This window comes from Pseudomonas sp. COR18 (assembly GCF_048568395.1).
Lineage (GTDB): Bacteria > Pseudomonadota > Gammaproteobacteria > Pseudomonadales > Pseudomonadaceae > Aquipseudomonas > Aquipseudomonas fuscovaginae_B.
The window spans coordinates 1,103,892-1,119,210 of sequence record NZ_CP183808.1 but is presented as its reverse complement, the minus strand read 5'-3'; the positions used below and the strand labels follow the sequence as shown (position 1 = coordinate 1,119,210).

Genomic DNA, 15,319 nt, shown 5'->3' with positions numbered 1-15,319 from the left:
TGCATACATGCATATTCTTTGTTCCAAGCCGGCCGGAAAGGCCAGCCAAAGGCAGCGATGCCAGGGGCATGACCTCGAAGCTCTTTAGTCGTACCGCTTCAAAGAACAGGCAGCGATGGATCGGCCTTGATGGTCCAGAGGGTTGGCAACTGACCCGGGTGTGCAGCGTAAAGCACCGTAAGCAGTTATCCGGCGGGCAGGGGCCGCGGTCGGAGGAACAATTTGAATCGATCCGTACCGCGCCAGTAGCGCCGAAGGATCGGGTGTCCGCTTCGCGTATCCCGCGCTCGCCCTGATGGCGTGCGGGGCCGGAGCCGACACCGGCATTACCAAAGGGCCTGGCTCGAGCCGGACCTTTTGGAATGCCCACGGAACCGGGCTCCCACGAGAATCCTTCACCTTGAACTACAAGCCAAACCATTACCGGCCAGCCAATGGCCATTTTCTTCCACAGGAGGCGTGACATGACGAACGAGCAACAAGCGTTGGCGGACATGCCTATCTGGCTGGTCATCGTACTGGCCGTGATCGGCGGAGTGTCCGGCGAGATGTGGCGCGCCGACAAGGAGGGCGCCCGCGGCTGGCCACTGCTGCGGCGGCTGGTACTGCGCTCCGGCGCCTGCATGGTCTGCGGCGTGTCGACCATCATGCTGCTGTACGCCGCCGGCGTGTCGATCTGGACCGCCGGTGCCTTCGGCTGCCTGACCGCCATGGCCGGGGCGGATGTCGCCATCGGTCTCTATGAGCGCTGGGCGGCCAGGCGCATCGGGATCGATGAGCCGGTCGTGCGCAATTCTCAATCGGATCGGCCGTGACGCTGCAACAGGAATCGTATATGTCTTCAAACACTATCGACACGCCCTCGATGCTGTTTAGCACCCTCAGGAACGTGATCAAGGCCGCTTACCCACAACTCAAGGTGGGGACTCGTCGCGAGTTCGATGGCGTGGTGGTACCTGCCTGGGTGCTGATAGGCATCGACGGTGACAGCGCGGGTAGTCGCGCCCACGACGGTCGCCGCGCCCACGAGTTCAGCCTTTCGCTGCAGACAGTCGTGTCCACCCAGGAGATGGATGCGACCTTGTCGGCCTGCAACCTCGCCAGCCAACTGATCGATCTGGTGATCGATAACCGCTGGGGAGCAGCAGGGCAATGCGAGTTGCCGAGCAACATCCAGGGGGTGCCCTCGATCTTCGCCGATGCCGGCCAGGTCTACGGCGGCTGGACCATTTCCTTCAAGCAGATGTTCTATTTCGGCCAGCCCCTGCTGGACGATCCGACCGGTATTCCCAGGTTCGCCCGCAGTTGGGAAGTGACCAACCTGGACGACCCCGATCAATACCTGCCGCTTCCCTAGAGAACCCACAAGGAGCTCATCATGTTCGAGGCGCTGCTACGCCTGCAACTGAGCCCGATCATCGAGCGTCTTGCCGAAATGGAGGCGGAAATCGACGACCTGCATCGCCGGGCCGAGAGTTTCTGCCGTATTGGCGTATGCGCTGCGGTGGACGCGGCGAGCCATACCTGCAAGGTCAGCCACGGCGAGCTGCTGACACCGGCGATCCGTTTCTTCAATCCCAGCGCTGGCGAGCAGAGCGAATCGCGCATCCCCTCGGTGGGCGAGCAATGCCTGCTGCTGAACTACGGCGCCGGCGAGGGTGGTAGCCAGTCGGTGGCGCTGTTTGGCATCAACTGCGATCGCTTCCCCCCGGCTGCGACGACGGCCAACCTGACACGCCGGCTGCACAGGGACGGTACCGAGAGCAGCTACGACGATAGCGCTCATGTCCTGAGCTGGAAAAACGCCGAAGCCACTTTTCGAGGTTCCCGCGAAACCATTGAGTTGGCCCTGGGACCGGCGCGCCTGGCGCTGACACCGCAGTCCATCGAACTGAAGCTGGGCGCGGTGGGCCTGACCCTCGATGCCGCGGGCGTTCACCTGCTCGGCCCGCTGGTGGATCACCAGGGCCGGGTCATCAGCACCGCATAAGGAGCCCGTCTTGATCGGAGTCGACAGAAATAGCGGAGCCACGGTCGACGACTGGCTCCAGTTCGTGCAGCGCGCCACCCGCGCGCTGACCACGCCCCTGGGCACCCGCCAGAAGCGGCCTCTCTACGGCTCGCGGATTCCCGAATTGCTGGGGCAGAACCTGGGCGACGACCTGCTGCTGCTGGCCCAGAGTCATGCGGCACAGGCGTTCTACAACCCGGCCAATGGCATCGGCGATTTCGCTCCGCAGGTGATCGTCGCCAGTCGCCAGGATGCCGGCCTGTTGCTGCGTTTCGCCGGGACCTGGAAGAACCGTCAACAGACATTCGAGGTAGTCACATGAGCATGTTGATCCCTGGGCAGAACCAGTTGGCGGAGCCGGAGATCGTCAACGTCGACGTTTTCGAGGACCTGCTCGCCGAGTTCAAGACCTTTGTCGTCGAGTATGTCGGCGCCCGTTCCCCCGACAGTGCGGCCAAGCTGAAAGTCAGCCTCGAGAATGAAAGCGAGTTGCTGACCATGGCCCTCGAAGCGTTCTGCGTGCGTCTGCAAACCCATGAGCGCAAGTACAACGCCCGTATCAGGCAGATGCTGGCGTGGTGGGCCACCGGCAGCAACCTTGACGCTCGCCTGGCGGACATGGGGCTGGAGCGACAGTTGCTGGATCCGGGCGACCCGACGGCGTTTCCGCCGGTTCCACCGATCCATGAAAGCGATGACGATGCGCGCCTGCGCTACTACCTGGCACCCCATGCGCCGGCCGCAGGGTCGCGCATGCAGTATCGTCGTGAGGTGTTCACGCTGGGTGAGCGGCCCTCGGTCAAGGTACAAAGCACTTCACCGGGCGTCGTGGCGGTCACCTACACCTTCGACCCGGATGGTTACGCCGCTCAGGTCAAGGACGGCAACGGCCGGCGCACGGCGCCTGGCGAGGTGATGGTGACGGTTCTTGCACGCAGTGGCGATGGCACGCCTTCGGCCGATCTGCTTGAGCGGGTACGCAGCCATTTCTCCCGGCCCGATGTAAGACCGGAGACGGATCTCGTGAGTGTCCAGGGCGCCGAGATCAAGGACTACAGGATCCGCGTAGTGGCCAGGATCAACGGTGGACCGGATTCGGGTCTTACCCAGTTGGCGGCCAGCCGTCAGCTCCAGGCCTATGCCGAGGCCTGTCATCGCCTGGAAGGGCGGGTCGAGCCGAGCTGGATCGACTACACCCTGCACAGTGCCGGGGCGATTCAGGTCGAGATTCTCGAGCCGCGCGAGCCCATCGTCACGACGGCCTTTCAGGCGCCCTACTGCACGGGTGTCGAGGTTGAGGTGCTGACGATATGACGCAAGAAAACACCCCCGGCAGCCTGTTGCCTGCGAACAGTTCACCCTTGGAAAAGGCCCTCGACCTGGCTTTCGGCAAACTGCTCGAACGTGTCGTCCCGCCGTTTCCCGAACTGATGAATCCGTTGCAGACCCCAGCCGGGTTCCTGCCCTATCTGGGCGCGGACCGGGGGGTTGGCGAGTGGGATGCGCAGGCCAGCGAAACCGAAAAACGTCTGACGGTTGCGCTCTCCTGGCAGATCCAGCGCCAGGCCGGGGTGCGCCAGGCACTGAGCCATGCCGTGGAATCGCTGGGCTTCACGCCGAACATTTTTGCCTGGTACGAACAGCGGCCCCAGGGCATGCCGTACTCCTTCGATGTGCAGGCGATCATCGGTCGCAGTTGGTCGAGTGGCGATCACAACCGCCTGATCCGCCGCATCAATGCGGCCAAAAGCGAGCGCGACCTGGGGACGATCACCCTCGTGCACGAAACCCGCGGGGATGTGCGGGTCGCCGCTGCCGCCGACAGCCCGCTCAGTATTCATGACGACAGCCTCGAAGGCGCGTTGCCTGACCTGAGGCTGCAGGCATCGTTGGGCGTCGGCAGTGGTACTCACCAGCCGTTCGGCGAGGGTGAGCTTTTCCTCAGTGCGGTCCTGCCCTGAACGGACGGGCAGGCGCAATCGATGGGCCCCGTCGGAGCCCTTTTCACACGACAATTTCAAGGCGCAGCCATGACACAAGACATTACGCGCCTGGTTCGCTTCACCTCAGCCGGCCTGGCTGAAGTGCTGCAGGCAAGAAACCAGGGCTTGAAAGGAAGCATCACCCATATCGGCGCCGGGACCGCGCGCTACGACCCGAACGGCAGCGAGACCACCCTGCGCGACGAACGCCAGCGGGTGGCGATCGTCGACTACGAGGACCTGGGCTCCCGGCAACTCCGGATGGCTGCGCTGTTCGATGGGCCTGAGGAATACGAAATCGGCGAGTTCGGCTTCTACCTCGCCAGCGGGACCTTGCTGGCGGTGTATTCGGTGGCAGGCACCCTGCTGACCTACAAGGCCGCGGCGGCACGTGTGCTGCAGAAGTTCACGCTGGATGTATCCGCTCTTCCACTGAACAGTGTGACTGTAGTTGTCGGATCTGAAAACCTCAACATCTTGATGGTGGAAGAGTTGGCGGCTATTTCTGCTGCAAGTATCGACAGTATGGCGCGACAACTCGGGATCTTGTTTAGAGTTATGAAGCTTGAGGGCCGAGTGGTTTTGCCCTGAAAGTTATTCGATTAATGCAAGGAACTATATTTTGAGTACAGAACAGCAAATTGCCTCGCTGGTAAGCGCGGCGAATAATCTGACCAATACCGTCAATGGAAAAATTGGTGATATCGACAATGCTCTGGTAGCTGCTCGCCAGTCCTATGAACATCAGCTCGATGATCTCAGGAATCGGTTGCCCCGTTTGCTGGCGACCAAGAACTTCATAATGGCGCCGAATGCGGCGGGAACGATGATTGATGGCTGGGGTGTTCACCAGGATATCACGGTAAGCAAATTGCGCAGTATTACAACCTCATCCCAGGCGACAGGGAGGCCTGCTCAGGATGTTGAGTTTCTGCTCAAGGTTCAGGCAGATGTACGTGAGCAGTTCCCCGATTTTGATATCCGTGCATCCGACTACTGGCGGACACCGGCCCATGTCTGGCAAATGAAATGGAGCATCGCTTCCGCTAGTCCCTATCTGGCTTTCCCGTATGCTTCAGACAGCGCAGTGTCTGCCGGTGCCGCTGCTGTCCCGCAGAATTCCTACCTGACGATTGGTGCCTTTGTACGCGTGTCGGAGGGTAGTGTGTCGGGTGCCTGGGCGGTCGGGACAGAAATTGGTAAGTGGCGTTGGTGCTCCTCTATTATCGTTCCTACCAAGATTTTTGGTGTTTATTATCATCTGCATCCTATGCGCACTTCTTCTACTGGCGTTGTGGAAGTCATGCTGGCGGGGGCCTGTACAGGTGTCGTAACTCACCCTGGAGATTGGGGGACGATGTTGGCGATGAGTTCGTAAGATTAAGGAGTTTTCATGAAACCAATTTTTCAAACGCCCTCTCTTCATCCCATTATCAAGTGGGAGTTGATCCGGGCAGCTCGTGATGCTGATCTTGCATCAAGCGATTACGCCTTGATGGCCGATTATCCGTTAGTTGACAGCGAGCGATTGGCATTGACTGCCTATCGCCAACAACTGCGTGATATTCCAGATCAGGGAGACAATCCTGACGATATCGTCTGGCCTGAGAAGCCCGCATTCCTGAAGTAGTACACCACCGCGAAAGCGGTTTTTTTTCGCCTGCACACAGCCCCTGCCCAGGGGCTTTCGTGTTTTTGCGTCTGGAGAAATTCGCAAATGTCCAACCGCCAGAAATACACCGTCATCGTGCCGTTCCCCATCGGGGGCGGGCACTGGTCGAGCGTCGGCCAGGAGCTCGAGCTGCTCGATGTCGAGGCCAGCGCGCTGCGTAGCGCCGGGCGCCTGGAACTGTCCAGCGTCCTGGCCCAGAACACCCACCCGGCCAAGAAGGCCAACACCCGGAAGGTAGAATAACCATGGCTGAGGTTTTGAACTTCGAGCACAACGGCATCACCGTCAATGCCACCGAATCGCCGGAGGCCATGGGTGGCCTGGGCGACAACGTGATCGGTCTGGTCGGTACCGCACCGAATGCCGGCGCCCTGCTGCCGCGCAACACCCCGCTGCGGCTGAACAGCTTCACCAGCCAGGCCCAGCTGGATCCTACCGGCGCGGAGGCCGGCACCCTGTTCCAGGCGGTGTACCAGATCCTGAAAGTGGTCAAGGTACCGGTCTACGTGGTCATCGTCGAAGAGGGCGCGACCTTTGCCGACACCCTGAACAACGTGATCGGCGGTGAAGATCCGGCCACCGGCCGCAAGCTGGGCCTGGCGGCGCTGAGCAGCGTTCCCGAGGACCTGACCATTATCGGCGCGCCGGGCTTCACCGGCTCCAAGGCCGTTGCCGGCGAGTTCGCCGCCTTCGGCAAGCGCATCAAGGCCAGGGTGGTACTCGATGGCAAGGATGCCCCGGTCGCCGACCAGGTGGCCTACAGCAAGGAACTGGGGGGCGCCGACCTGGGTTTCGACCGTTGCCTGCTGGTGCACAACCTGCCGGCCGTCTATTCCAAGGTGGCGAAGAAGAACGTGTTCCTGGCGCCGTCGAGCCTGGCCATTGCCGCACTGGCCAAGGTCAAGCAGTGGGAAAGCCCGGGCAACCAGGTGACCTTCGCCGAGGACGTGTCCCGCGTCGTCGAATACAACATCCTCGATACCTCCACCGAGGGCGATCTGCTCAACCGCTACGGCGTCAGCTACTACGCCCGCACCGTGCTCGGCGGCTTTTCCCTGCTGGGCAACCGTTCGGTCACCGGCAAGTTCATCAGCTACGTCGGCCTGGAGGATGCCATCAGCCGCAAGCTGGTCAAGGCCGGCCAGAAGGCCATGGCGCGCAACCTCACCAAGTCCTTCATGGAACAGGAGGTCAAGCGCATCAACGACTGGCTGCAGACCCTGGTGGCCGACGAGACCATCCCGGGTGGCAACGTCTACCTGCATCCCGAGCTGAACAGCGTCGAGAAGTACAAGAACGGCACCTGGTTCGTGGTCATCGACTACGGCCGCTATGCCCCCAACGAGCACATGGTTTACCAGCTCAACGCCCGCGATGAAATCATCGAACAGTTCCTGGAGGACGTTCTCTAATGTTTACCAACCGCGTAAGACAGGCCATTGCGGCCACCCTCCAAGGCCTGCCGCTGTCGGCCACGGTGGAGACGTTTACCCCACCGAAGATCGAATTCGAGATGGAGACGATGCAAGGTGGGCGCTTCATCGGCGAGGAAATGGCCAAGAGTGGCAAGCCGCTGACCGCCAAGCTGGAGTTGCAGGGCGCTGGTCCGGAACTGATGCTGGCCCTGGGCGTGACCGTGGGCGACGACATCCTGCTCAATGTCCGCGAGGCGGGCCAGGACCAGGATGGCAACACCTACTTCATCTACCACACCGTCGGCGGCCGGCTGAAATCCCTTGAGGAAGGCACGCTGAAAATGGGCGAAAAGCCCAAGACCACCCTCGAGTTCTCCTGCCGTACCTACAACCGCCTGGAAAACGGCGTGTCGGTGATCGATGTCGACGTGCGTACGCAGAAGTTCGTGCTCAACGGCGTGGACATCCTCGGTAGCGCACGCCGTGCCGTGCTGATGCCTTGAGCCGCGTTTCGCCGCTTCCTGTTGGCCGTCCCGACGCATTCCATGGCGTCGCTGGCGGCCCCATCCGTCATCAAGGAGTTCACTACATGTCCTGGCTGCCCCCCAAGCATCGCCTGCTTTCGCCAATCAACGCCGATGACGGCTCGCAGATCGCAGAGATCCAGCTCAAGCCGCTGTTCTACGCCGCGCAAAAGGAGGCCCTGGCCCGTGCCGGCGAGGATGAGGACGATCAGTTCTTCGAACTGGCCAAGCTCGCCACCGGCCTCTCGGACAAGCTGCTCGACCAGCTCAAGCGTCCGGACTACGTGAGCATCGCCCAGTACGTTCACGACATGTCGACCCGCCCGACCCGCCATTTCCTGGAGCAGGCTGGCGAGGCTGCGCACGAGCCGGATCCGGACCAGGTGCAGCTGCTGCAACCGCTGGACCTGGGCGGACGCAGTGTCACTTCGCTGAGCCTGGAAATGCCCGTGCTGCGGGCCACCAAGGTGATGAAGACGCTGAAGACGGCCAAGGAACGGGCCGAGTTCATCACTGCCCATTGTACCGGGCTGATGATTCCCGACCTGGCTCATCTCACCGTACCTGACTGGACCCAGTTGCAGGTGCGTATCGACGATTTTTTAAACAAACCGGCGGCCTTCTTTCTGAGCGCGACATCGAACTGATCCTCGACATCGTGCCGCTCGTCTACCTGGCGAGCGAGGCGGAGATCCTCGAGTGGGACGCTGCGAAGGCGCTACGCCGCTACGACATAGCGGTGGCACGCCTGGGGTTGAAAGAGGAGTAGCGCCGGATGGCACAAGATAGCATTTCCTGGCGACCCACCGCGGTCAGCGAAGGCTGGGCCGCACTCGATCTGTCACTGGGCAGCCAGATTGCCCTGTTGACCGTCGAACAGCGACAGTTGCGCACGGCGATCGAATCGCTGAACAGCTCGCTGGCCGCCTCGCGCACGCTGTCGGCGCCGGCCGCCGAAACCGGCAAGCCGGCCTCGGGCGATGAACGCAAGCCGCCCCCACTGCTCCAGTCGGCCGTCGCGCTGGACACGGCGATGGCTGACCTGGCCGTGGTGATGAAGCTTGAGCGCAGCGAGCGCGAGGCTCTGTCACAGGCCAATCTGAAGATGGCCAGCGAGCGCCCCTTGGCTGCCAGGGGCATCAGCGCTGCGGACCTGGCCAGGGTGGAGAGGGGCGCGGTCACGGCAGGCATCGGCAGGGAGTTGAGCGGCTCCGGCGAGCGGCGCGATGCCGTGCTGGGCTTTACCCGCGATGCCGCGCTCATGGCGTCGGCCTTTCGGATCGACGCCGAACAGTCGGCAGAACTCATGGCCGGCTGGCGTACCGAACTGAAACTCGATCAGGCCCAGGTGCGCGATCTGGCGGATGCCTCCAGTCTGCTGGCGCAGAAGTTCGGGGTGATGCCCACGGATATCGGCGCGGTCGTTCGGCAGGCGGGCACCACTCCTGCCGAGGCAGGGCTTTCGCCGGAGCAGACGGCGGCGTTTTCTGCCGTGCTGTTGCAGGCCGGCATGAACAAGGACCAGGCGAGCGGCAGCTTGAAGACCTTCAGCACTGCCCTGGGTACACAGGCTTCCTCGCAACAGCAGGCGGCGTTTGCCGAACTCCGGTTGGATCGCAACGAGTTGTCCCTGGCGATGAAGCAGGATGCACCGGCCGCGATGGTTTCTCTGCTGGAGGCCTTGGGCAAGGCGCCTGCCGACCGGCAGGCCGGTCTGGCCAAGAGCCTGTTCGGCAATGACGAGGCGCTGCTGGCCCTGCAGAAGGATCCGGCACCGCTGAAGACGGCTCTTGCCGAGGTTGCCGACAAGGGGCGTTATGCGAGTTCCGTGCTGGGGGACAAAAGCGCCCTGAACCAGGCGGCGGAAAATGGCAGTGATTCCCTGTCGGGCAACTGGAACCGGTTTTCGGCCAGCCTGAGTCGATTTTCGACGACGCTGGGCAATGCCTTTGCGCCTGTGGTCGAAGGGCTGTTGGTGCCGTTGGGTGAGCTGATCGACGGCTTGAGTGGCCTGGCCGAAAGCATGCCCAAACTGGCGGTGGCGGCTACCACCAGCGTCGTTGCGTTGACGGCAGTGGGGCTCAAGGCCCTGGCAGGGGGCATGCTCGCCAATGGCCTGGAGACCGCGGCGGCGGCGATCAATCGGCGTATCGCCGAAAAGCTGGGGCCCGAGAGCACCGACAAGGCTGATTCGTCCGGGCAACCCGCTCGCCGCAGGAACCCGCGAAATCGCCGAGGCAAGCGCGGTCCCAGGGTCCGCAATGCCAGGATCCGAGCGCCGAAGAAGCCTCGCAACACATCTCGGGACAAACCCGATATCAAGGTCCGGAAAAAGCCGCAGTCCGAGCGGAAGGTCGCCTCGTCGGTGCCGGAGGCACGGGGCAAGTCGGCTCGCCCAGCCAGAGGTACTGCCCTGACGCTGGGCTTCGCCGGGGTGCGTCCGATGAACACACTCGCCTCGACCACGGGTGAACGCCTCATGGCCGGAACACGCGCCTTGCGTGGCCGCCTGCCGGGGCCCCTGAGAGTGATGGACGCCGGCATGCAGGTATTCGACGCGGTACGCGAAGGTGATACCCGATCCATGCTCAGCGGCCTCGGCGTGGCCGGCGGTGGCTGGGCGGGTGCCTCCGCCGGGGCTTCGGCGGGTGCTGCTCTCGGCACGCTGATTTTTCCGGGTGTCGGTACAGCCGTTGGCGGTGCCTTGGGCGGCGTGCTTGGCGGTATTGCCGGCAGCGATATCGGCTCATGGCTGGGCGACAAGTTGGGCAACAGAATCAGTGGCTCTGGCAACCGTCTGCCCGATCCGGGTGCGGTCGGCAGCGAGCTGACCGCCAAGCCCGCGGACAACCGCCAGGTCACCTTCGCCCCGGTGATCCAGATCAACGGCCTGGACCAGGCCACTGCCCGACAACTGGCCGATACCGTGATGCAGCAGATGCAGGCGCAATTCGTCCCGATGATGATGGCCGATCCCCTTGCCGCACGGCGCGGTACGGCCCTGACCGATGGAGGTGACTGATGCGACAGCAAATGGCGTTGGGCGATTTCATTTTCGGCCTGTCCCGGGATTTCGCCTACAGCTCGCTGATCCGCAAGACCGCCGGCGGCTGGGTCGAACTGAACATCCTGCAGAGCAAACCGAAGTCCAGCCAGACCGGTCCCGGTTTGGAGAGCCTGACCATCGGCGGCAAGGCCATGGGCGCTGCCGGCATGGAACGGCTCGACCAGTTGCGTGCCCTGCAGGCCCGTGCCGTGCCCCTGCCGCTGGTCGATGGGATCGGCCGCAACTGGGGTCTGTGGCGAATCGACAATGTATCGGAGACCCAGGGCCTGATCATCGATGACGGCACCGCGATGATCGTCGACTGGACGGTGGAACTGAAGGAGTTCGTCAATGCGTAGGGTACGAAGCGTCGCCGGTGATTCGGTGAACCTGTTGCTGTACCGCGAGCAGGGGCGTTGTGACGATGTGATGGAAGAGGCGCTCTGGCGCCTCAATCCGCGACTTGCCGAATATGGCGCGGTATTGCCGGCCGGTGTCTGGGTGACCCTGCCCGAGGTCGAGGCGCGGAACCTGATTGCCGCGCCCGTGTCGGCCTGGGATTGAGGAGGACGTCATGAGCCTGGGATTTACCCCTGAGGTACAGCTGTATGGCGCCAATGCCGCGCGGCTCAACGAACGCCTGATCGACTGGGAATACACCGATGCCGCGGGTATCGAATCCGACCAGCTCAAGCTGACACTGGATATCGAAGGCCTGTCGGGGCTGCCCAGCTTCGGTGCAAGGGTGGGGCTGCGCATCGGCTACCGGGAGTCCGGGCTGGTCGACAAGGGTGAGTTCATCGTCACCCGGCGTACACCGATGCTGTTCCCCCTGCGTCTGACCCTGCTGGCTACCGCGGCACCGTTCAAGGTGAACGATGAAACCGGCTTCAGGGTCCGCCGCAGCGTCAGCCATGGCCCGACCACCCTGGGTGCGCTGTTTCGGCAACTGACCTCCCGGCATGGCTTTTCGCCGAGGGTGGCGCCGGAGCTGGATGCCATCCGCATCACTCACCTGGACCAGTCCAATGAGACCGACATGGGCTTTCTCACGCGGATTGCCCGTCGCTTCGATGCGGTCACCAAACCGGTCAACGAGCTGTACGTGCTGGCCCGGCGTGGCCAGGTCAAGTCGCTGTCCGGCAAGCAGTTGCAAGACGTGCGCCTGTCGGTGACTCGCGACAATCGTCCGGGCGATCCGGCCTTTGTCGCCGCCACCCTGGACGACAGCAGCCGTGGCAAGTACCAGGGCTGCCAGACCACCTGGTGGGACGCGGCAGCCGGGCGCGAACGTGTGGTCGAGACCGGTGTGAAACCCTTCAAGAAACTTCGCCAGCGCTACCCCTCCGAGGACGAGGCGCGAGCTGCCGGTGAAGGCGAGGTGCGGCGCATGGAGCGCGAAGCCCTGAAGCTGCGTATCGACTGCCCGGGAAATCCGGCGTTGGCGGCCGAAGGCCTGGTCCTGCTGGACAGCAGTTGGCCGGATTTCATGCAGGGTCGCTGGTCCATCGACAAGGTGACGGCCAGCGGCAACCGCGCCAACAGTTACCGCTGCAGCATTTGCGCCAGTTGCCTGGACCGCTAGCGAGTTCGGCTCCCGCCGCCCGATAGTCGGACTGGGCCCTGCATCATTCGCCCGGCCTGTGCCGGGTCTTTCCAGACGAATTGGAAACTCCCCATGAACATTACCCCGATCATCACGCAACTGCGTGCTGAATGCCCCAGCCTTGCCCAGCACATTTCCACCGGCCTCGACCTGGACCTGCTGCAAGGCGATACCACGCTGCCGACCCCGTCGGCCTTCATCACCCTTCGTTGCGACCTGGCCGCCGAGAACACCGCACAGAACGTTTCCCGGCAGACCCTTCGCGACCGCCTGGAACTGACCCTGGTGCTCGACGCCAGCAATGGTCAGGCGCCTTTCGATCGACTCCACGCCCTGCGCGCCGAACTGTGGCGCGCGCTGGTGGGGTTCAAACCCGACACCTTCTACACGCCCCTCCAATACGGCGGCGGCCGGCTGGTGTCGATCAACGCCACTCGCTTGCTTTATCGCCTGCGTTTCTTCGCCGAGTTCCAACTGGGGCGCAACCACGCCACCGACCCGGCGGAAACCTGGCATGAGCGTGAACTGGACGGCTTGCCGTCCTTTACCGGGGTGACGGTACGGGTCGATGCCATCGACCCCGCCGACCCCAATCTGCACCGCCCAGGCCCCGACGGGCGCCTGGAGCTGGCCTTTTCAGGGAACGTAAAACCATGACTCAACGCATCACCGTAGTACCGGCCGCCGGCCGTGCCGTACCGGACCCGGAGGCGGGCGACCTGCTGCCGGCCGCCGGTCGCGAAGTGGCCGACAGCGCCTGGTGGCGCCGCCGCCAGGCCGATGGCGATATCACCCTTTCCGCCGTGCAAGCGGCACAACCACAGGAAGCCCAGTAATGGCTATCGGATTCAGCAACATCCCCGCGGACCTGCGTGTTCCGCTGTTCTATGCCGAAATGGACAACTCGGCGGCCAATAGCGCGTCGTCGACCCTGCGTCGACTGATCGTCGCTCAGGTCAATGACAACGCCACCAGCCCGGAAATCGGCAGCCTGGTACTGGTCTCCAGCGTCGCCCTGGCAAAAAGCATCGGCGGTCAAGGCTCGATGCTCGCCGCCATGTACGACACCTGGCGCAAGGCCGACCCGGTCGGCGAGATCTGGTGCCTGCCAGTGCGCAACACCACCGGCGCGATCGCCAAGGCTGACCTGAAACTCACCGGCTCCGCCACCGAAAGCGGCGTGCTCAACCTGTATGTCGGCGGTGTCCGCGTGCAGGCCGCGGTGGTCAGCGGCCAGACCGCCGCCCAGGTCGCCACCACCCTGGCGCTGCAGGTGAATGCCGCCGCCGACCTGCCGGTCAGCGCCGTGGCCACTGATGGCACCGTCACCCTGAGCTGCAAGTGGACCGGTGACAGCGGCAACGACATCAGCCTGCAGTTCAACCGCCTGGGCAAGAGCAACGGCGAGGAAACCCCGGCCGGCCTGACCATCGTCAGCGCGAAGATGGCCGGTGGCGCTGGCGTGCCGGACCAGGTCGCGGCCCTCGCGGCCCTGGGCGACGAGCCGTTCGAGTTCATCTGCCAGCCCTGGTCCGACGCGGCTTCGCTGAACGCCTGGCAGGCGGCGATGGATGACAGCGTCGGTCGTTGGTCGTGGTCCAAGCAGCTGTTCGGCCATGTCTACACCGCCAAGCGTGGCACCGTCGGCACCCTGGTCGCCGCCGGCCAGGCGCGCAACGACCAGCACGTCACCGTGCTGGCGATGGAGCAGGGCGTACCGCAACCGGTGTGGGTCCAGGCCGCCGCACTGGCTGCACGGACCTCGGTGTTCATCTCGGCCGACGCCAGCCGTCCGACCCAGAGCGGCAGCCTGCCGGGTATCGATCCGGCCGCAGCCAGCGAGCGCTTCACCCTGACCGAGCGCCAGTCGCTGCTCAGCTACGGCATTGCCACCGCCTACTACGAAGGCGGCTACGTGCGCATCCAGCGGGCGATCACCACCTACCAGAAGAACGCCTACGGCCAGGCGGACAACTCCTATCTGGACAGCGAGACCATGCACCAGTCGGCCTACATCGTGCGCCGCCTGCAAAGCGTGATCACCAGCAAGTATGGCCGCCACAAGCTGGCTGCCGATGGCACCCGCTTCGGCGCCGGCCAGCCGATCGTCACCCCGAGCACCATTCGCGGTGAACTGATCGCCCAGTACGCCAAGCTCGAACTGGAAGGCCATGTGGAAAACGCCGAGCTGTTCGCCGAGCACCTGATCGTCGAGCGCGACAGCCAGGATCCGAGCCGGGTCAACGTGCTGTTCCCGCCTGACTACGTCAACGGCCTGCGCGTGTTCGCGCTGCTCAACCAGTTCCGCCTGCAGTACGACGCGGCGGCCTGAGCCGCGTCCTCTTCACGGTTTCATTCCAGCCCGCCTTGAGCGGGCTTATTTTTTGGAGATACATCATGGGTCAACTGATTGCGGGCACCTGCTACGTCAAAGTGGACGGCGCTCAACTGACCATCAACGGCGGCTGCGAAGCCCCGCTGATGGCCGTCAAGCGGGAAACGGTGGTACCGGGTTTCTACAAGGAAACCGACATCGCTCCCTCCTTCAAGGTCACCGCGCTGCACACTGCGGACTTTCCGCTCAAGCAACTGATCGCCGGTTCCGACATGACCGTCACCTGCGAGTTCAGCAACGGCAAGGTCTATGTCCTGGCCGGTGCCTACCTGGTCGAGGAGCCGGTCATCAAGGGTGATGACGCGGCCATCGAGCTGAAATTCGAAGGCATCAAGGGGACCTGGCAATGAGCGAGCCGATGAAGCTGCAGGTGCCCATCGAAGCCCACGGCGCGACCCTCGACGAACTCACCCTGCGCCGTCCGACGGTGCAGGAAGTGCGGGCGATCAAGGCGCTGCCGTACAAGATCGACAAGAGCGAAGAAGTCAGCCTCGACATGGATGTCGCGGCCAAGTACATCGCGGTCTGCGCCGGTATCCCGCCGTCGTCGGTCAACCAGCTGGACCTGTCCGACCTCAACACCTTGAGCTGGGCGGTGGCCGGTTTTTTCATGAGTGCGGCATCGCAGCCATCGGCGAACTGATTGCGGTCGCCTATGACCTGGCCTG

General features: G+C 63.3%; 22 protein-coding genes. All 22 read left to right on the top strand.

The window, feature by feature from the left end; genetic code table 11:
• Window positions 1-464: 464 nt before the first annotated feature.
• The 22 genes from ACM62G_RS05285 (at window position 465) to ACM62G_RS05180 (ending at window position 15,294) form a co-directional block, all read left to right on the top strand.
• Window positions 465-815 carry a phage holin family protein gene (locus ACM62G_RS05285; RefSeq protein WP_054056796.1) on the top strand — a complete coding sequence of 117 codons (351 nt, stop codon included), beginning with the start codon at window positions 465-467 and terminating at the stop codon, window positions 813-815.
• Window positions 816-865: 50 nt separating this feature from the next.
• A complete protein-coding gene (locus ACM62G_RS05280) occupies window positions 866-1,357 on the top strand; it encodes a hypothetical protein (protein WP_419737488.1) in 492 nt (163 codons plus the stop codon).
• A gap of 21 nt (window positions 1,358-1,378) precedes the next feature.
• A complete protein-coding gene (locus tag ACM62G_RS05275) occupies window positions 1,379-1,990 on the top strand; it encodes a phage baseplate assembly protein V (protein ID WP_419736806.1) in 612 nt (203 codons plus the stop codon).
• 10 nt (window positions 1,991-2,000) lie between these two features.
• A complete protein-coding gene (locus tag ACM62G_RS05270; RefSeq protein ID WP_054061802.1) occupies window positions 2,001-2,333 on the top strand; it encodes a phage baseplate protein in 333 nt (110 codons plus the stop codon).
• The gene (locus tag ACM62G_RS05265) at window positions 2,330-3,325 is read left to right on the top strand and encodes a baseplate J/gp47 family protein (RefSeq protein WP_419736805.1); all 996 of its coding nucleotides are present in this window, start codon (window positions 2,330-2,332) and stop codon (window positions 3,323-3,325) included. The genes ACM62G_RS05270 and ACM62G_RS05265 overlap by 4 nt, the downstream gene beginning before the upstream one ends.
• Window positions 3,322-3,972 carry a phage tail protein I gene (locus ACM62G_RS05260; protein WP_419736804.1) on the top strand — a complete coding sequence of 217 codons (651 nt, stop codon included), beginning with the start codon at window positions 3,322-3,324 and terminating at the stop codon, window positions 3,970-3,972. Before ACM62G_RS05265 ends, ACM62G_RS05260 begins: the two co-directional genes overlap by 4 nt.
• A 69-nt stretch (window positions 3,973-4,041) precedes the next feature.
• Window positions 4,042-4,584 (top strand): hypothetical protein, encoded by a 543-nt coding sequence (locus tag ACM62G_RS05255; protein WP_273819500.1) that lies wholly within the window; start codon window positions 4,042-4,044, stop codon window positions 4,582-4,584.
• A 31-nt stretch (window positions 4,585-4,615) separates the two neighbouring features.
• Window positions 4,616-5,371, top strand: coding sequence for a hypothetical protein (locus ACM62G_RS05250; protein ID WP_273819501.1), 756 nt, complete (start codon window positions 4,616-4,618; stop codon window positions 5,369-5,371).
• A gap of 15 nt (window positions 5,372-5,386) precedes the next feature.
• Window positions 5,387-5,623, top strand: a complete 237-nt coding sequence (locus ACM62G_RS05245; RefSeq protein WP_273819502.1) for a tail fiber assembly protein — start codon at window positions 5,387-5,389, stop codon at window positions 5,621-5,623.
• Between the two features lie 87 nt (window positions 5,624-5,710).
• Window positions 5,711-5,908: a hypothetical protein gene (locus ACM62G_RS05240; protein WP_054056803.1), complete on the top strand. Its 198-nt coding sequence runs from the start codon at window positions 5,711-5,713 to the stop codon at window positions 5,906-5,908.
• 2 nt (window positions 5,909-5,910) lie between these two features.
• The gene (locus ACM62G_RS05235) at window positions 5,911-7,077 is read left to right on the top strand and encodes a phage tail protein (RefSeq protein WP_419736803.1); all 1,167 of its coding nucleotides are present in this window, start codon (window positions 5,911-5,913) and stop codon (window positions 7,075-7,077) included.
• On the top strand, window positions 7,077-7,583 hold the full coding sequence (locus ACM62G_RS05230; protein WP_273819504.1) for a phage major tail tube protein: 507 nt from the start codon (window positions 7,077-7,079) through the stop codon (window positions 7,581-7,583). Before ACM62G_RS05235 ends, ACM62G_RS05230 begins: the two co-directional genes overlap by 1 nt.
• 86 nt (window positions 7,584-7,669) lie before the next feature.
• Window positions 7,670-8,251, top strand: coding sequence for a phage tail assembly protein (locus ACM62G_RS05225; RefSeq protein WP_273819505.1), 582 nt, complete (start codon window positions 7,670-7,672; stop codon window positions 8,249-8,251).
• A gap of 128 nt (window positions 8,252-8,379) precedes the next feature.
• A complete protein-coding gene (locus ACM62G_RS05220) occupies window positions 8,380-10,626 on the top strand; it encodes a phage tail tape measure protein (protein WP_419736802.1) in 2,247 nt (748 codons plus the stop codon).
• Window positions 10,626-11,009 (top strand): phage tail protein, encoded by a 384-nt coding sequence (locus ACM62G_RS05215; RefSeq protein ID WP_273819508.1) that lies wholly within the window; start codon window positions 10,626-10,628, stop codon window positions 11,007-11,009. Before ACM62G_RS05220 ends, ACM62G_RS05215 begins: the two co-directional genes overlap by 1 nt.
• Window positions 11,002-11,214: a tail protein X gene (locus ACM62G_RS05210; protein ID WP_054061795.1), complete on the top strand. Its 213-nt coding sequence runs from the start codon at window positions 11,002-11,004 to the stop codon at window positions 11,212-11,214. Before ACM62G_RS05215 ends, ACM62G_RS05210 begins: the two co-directional genes overlap by 8 nt.
• Before the next feature lie 10 nt (window positions 11,215-11,224).
• Entirely contained in the window at window positions 11,225-12,235 is a 1,011-nt protein-coding gene (locus tag ACM62G_RS05205; RefSeq protein ID WP_419736801.1) for a phage late control D family protein, read from the top strand.
• A 93-nt stretch (window positions 12,236-12,328) separates the two neighbouring features.
• Complete coding sequence (locus ACM62G_RS05200; protein ID WP_273819511.1) at window positions 12,329-12,913, top strand: phage tail terminator protein; 585 nt, start codon at window positions 12,329-12,331, stop codon at window positions 12,911-12,913.
• Entirely contained in the window at window positions 12,910-13,092 is a 183-nt protein-coding gene (locus ACM62G_RS05195) for a DUF2635 domain-containing protein (RefSeq protein WP_054056811.1), read from the top strand. Before ACM62G_RS05200 ends, ACM62G_RS05195 begins: the two co-directional genes overlap by 4 nt.
• Window positions 13,092-14,588, top strand: coding sequence for a phage tail sheath subtilisin-like domain-containing protein (locus ACM62G_RS05190; RefSeq protein WP_273819513.1), 1,497 nt, complete (start codon window positions 13,092-13,094; stop codon window positions 14,586-14,588). The genes ACM62G_RS05195 and ACM62G_RS05190 overlap by 1 nt, the downstream gene beginning before the upstream one ends.
• Window positions 14,589-14,653: 65 nt before the next feature.
• The gene (locus tag ACM62G_RS05185) at window positions 14,654-15,001 is read left to right on the top strand and encodes a phage tail tube protein (RefSeq protein WP_010451233.1); all 348 of its coding nucleotides are present in this window, start codon (window positions 14,654-14,656) and stop codon (window positions 14,999-15,001) included.
• Window positions 14,998-15,294, top strand: coding sequence for a phage tail assembly protein (locus ACM62G_RS05180; protein WP_026007905.1), 297 nt, complete (start codon window positions 14,998-15,000; stop codon window positions 15,292-15,294). Before ACM62G_RS05185 ends, ACM62G_RS05180 begins: the two co-directional genes overlap by 4 nt.
• Window positions 15,295-15,319 lie beyond the last annotated feature (25 nt).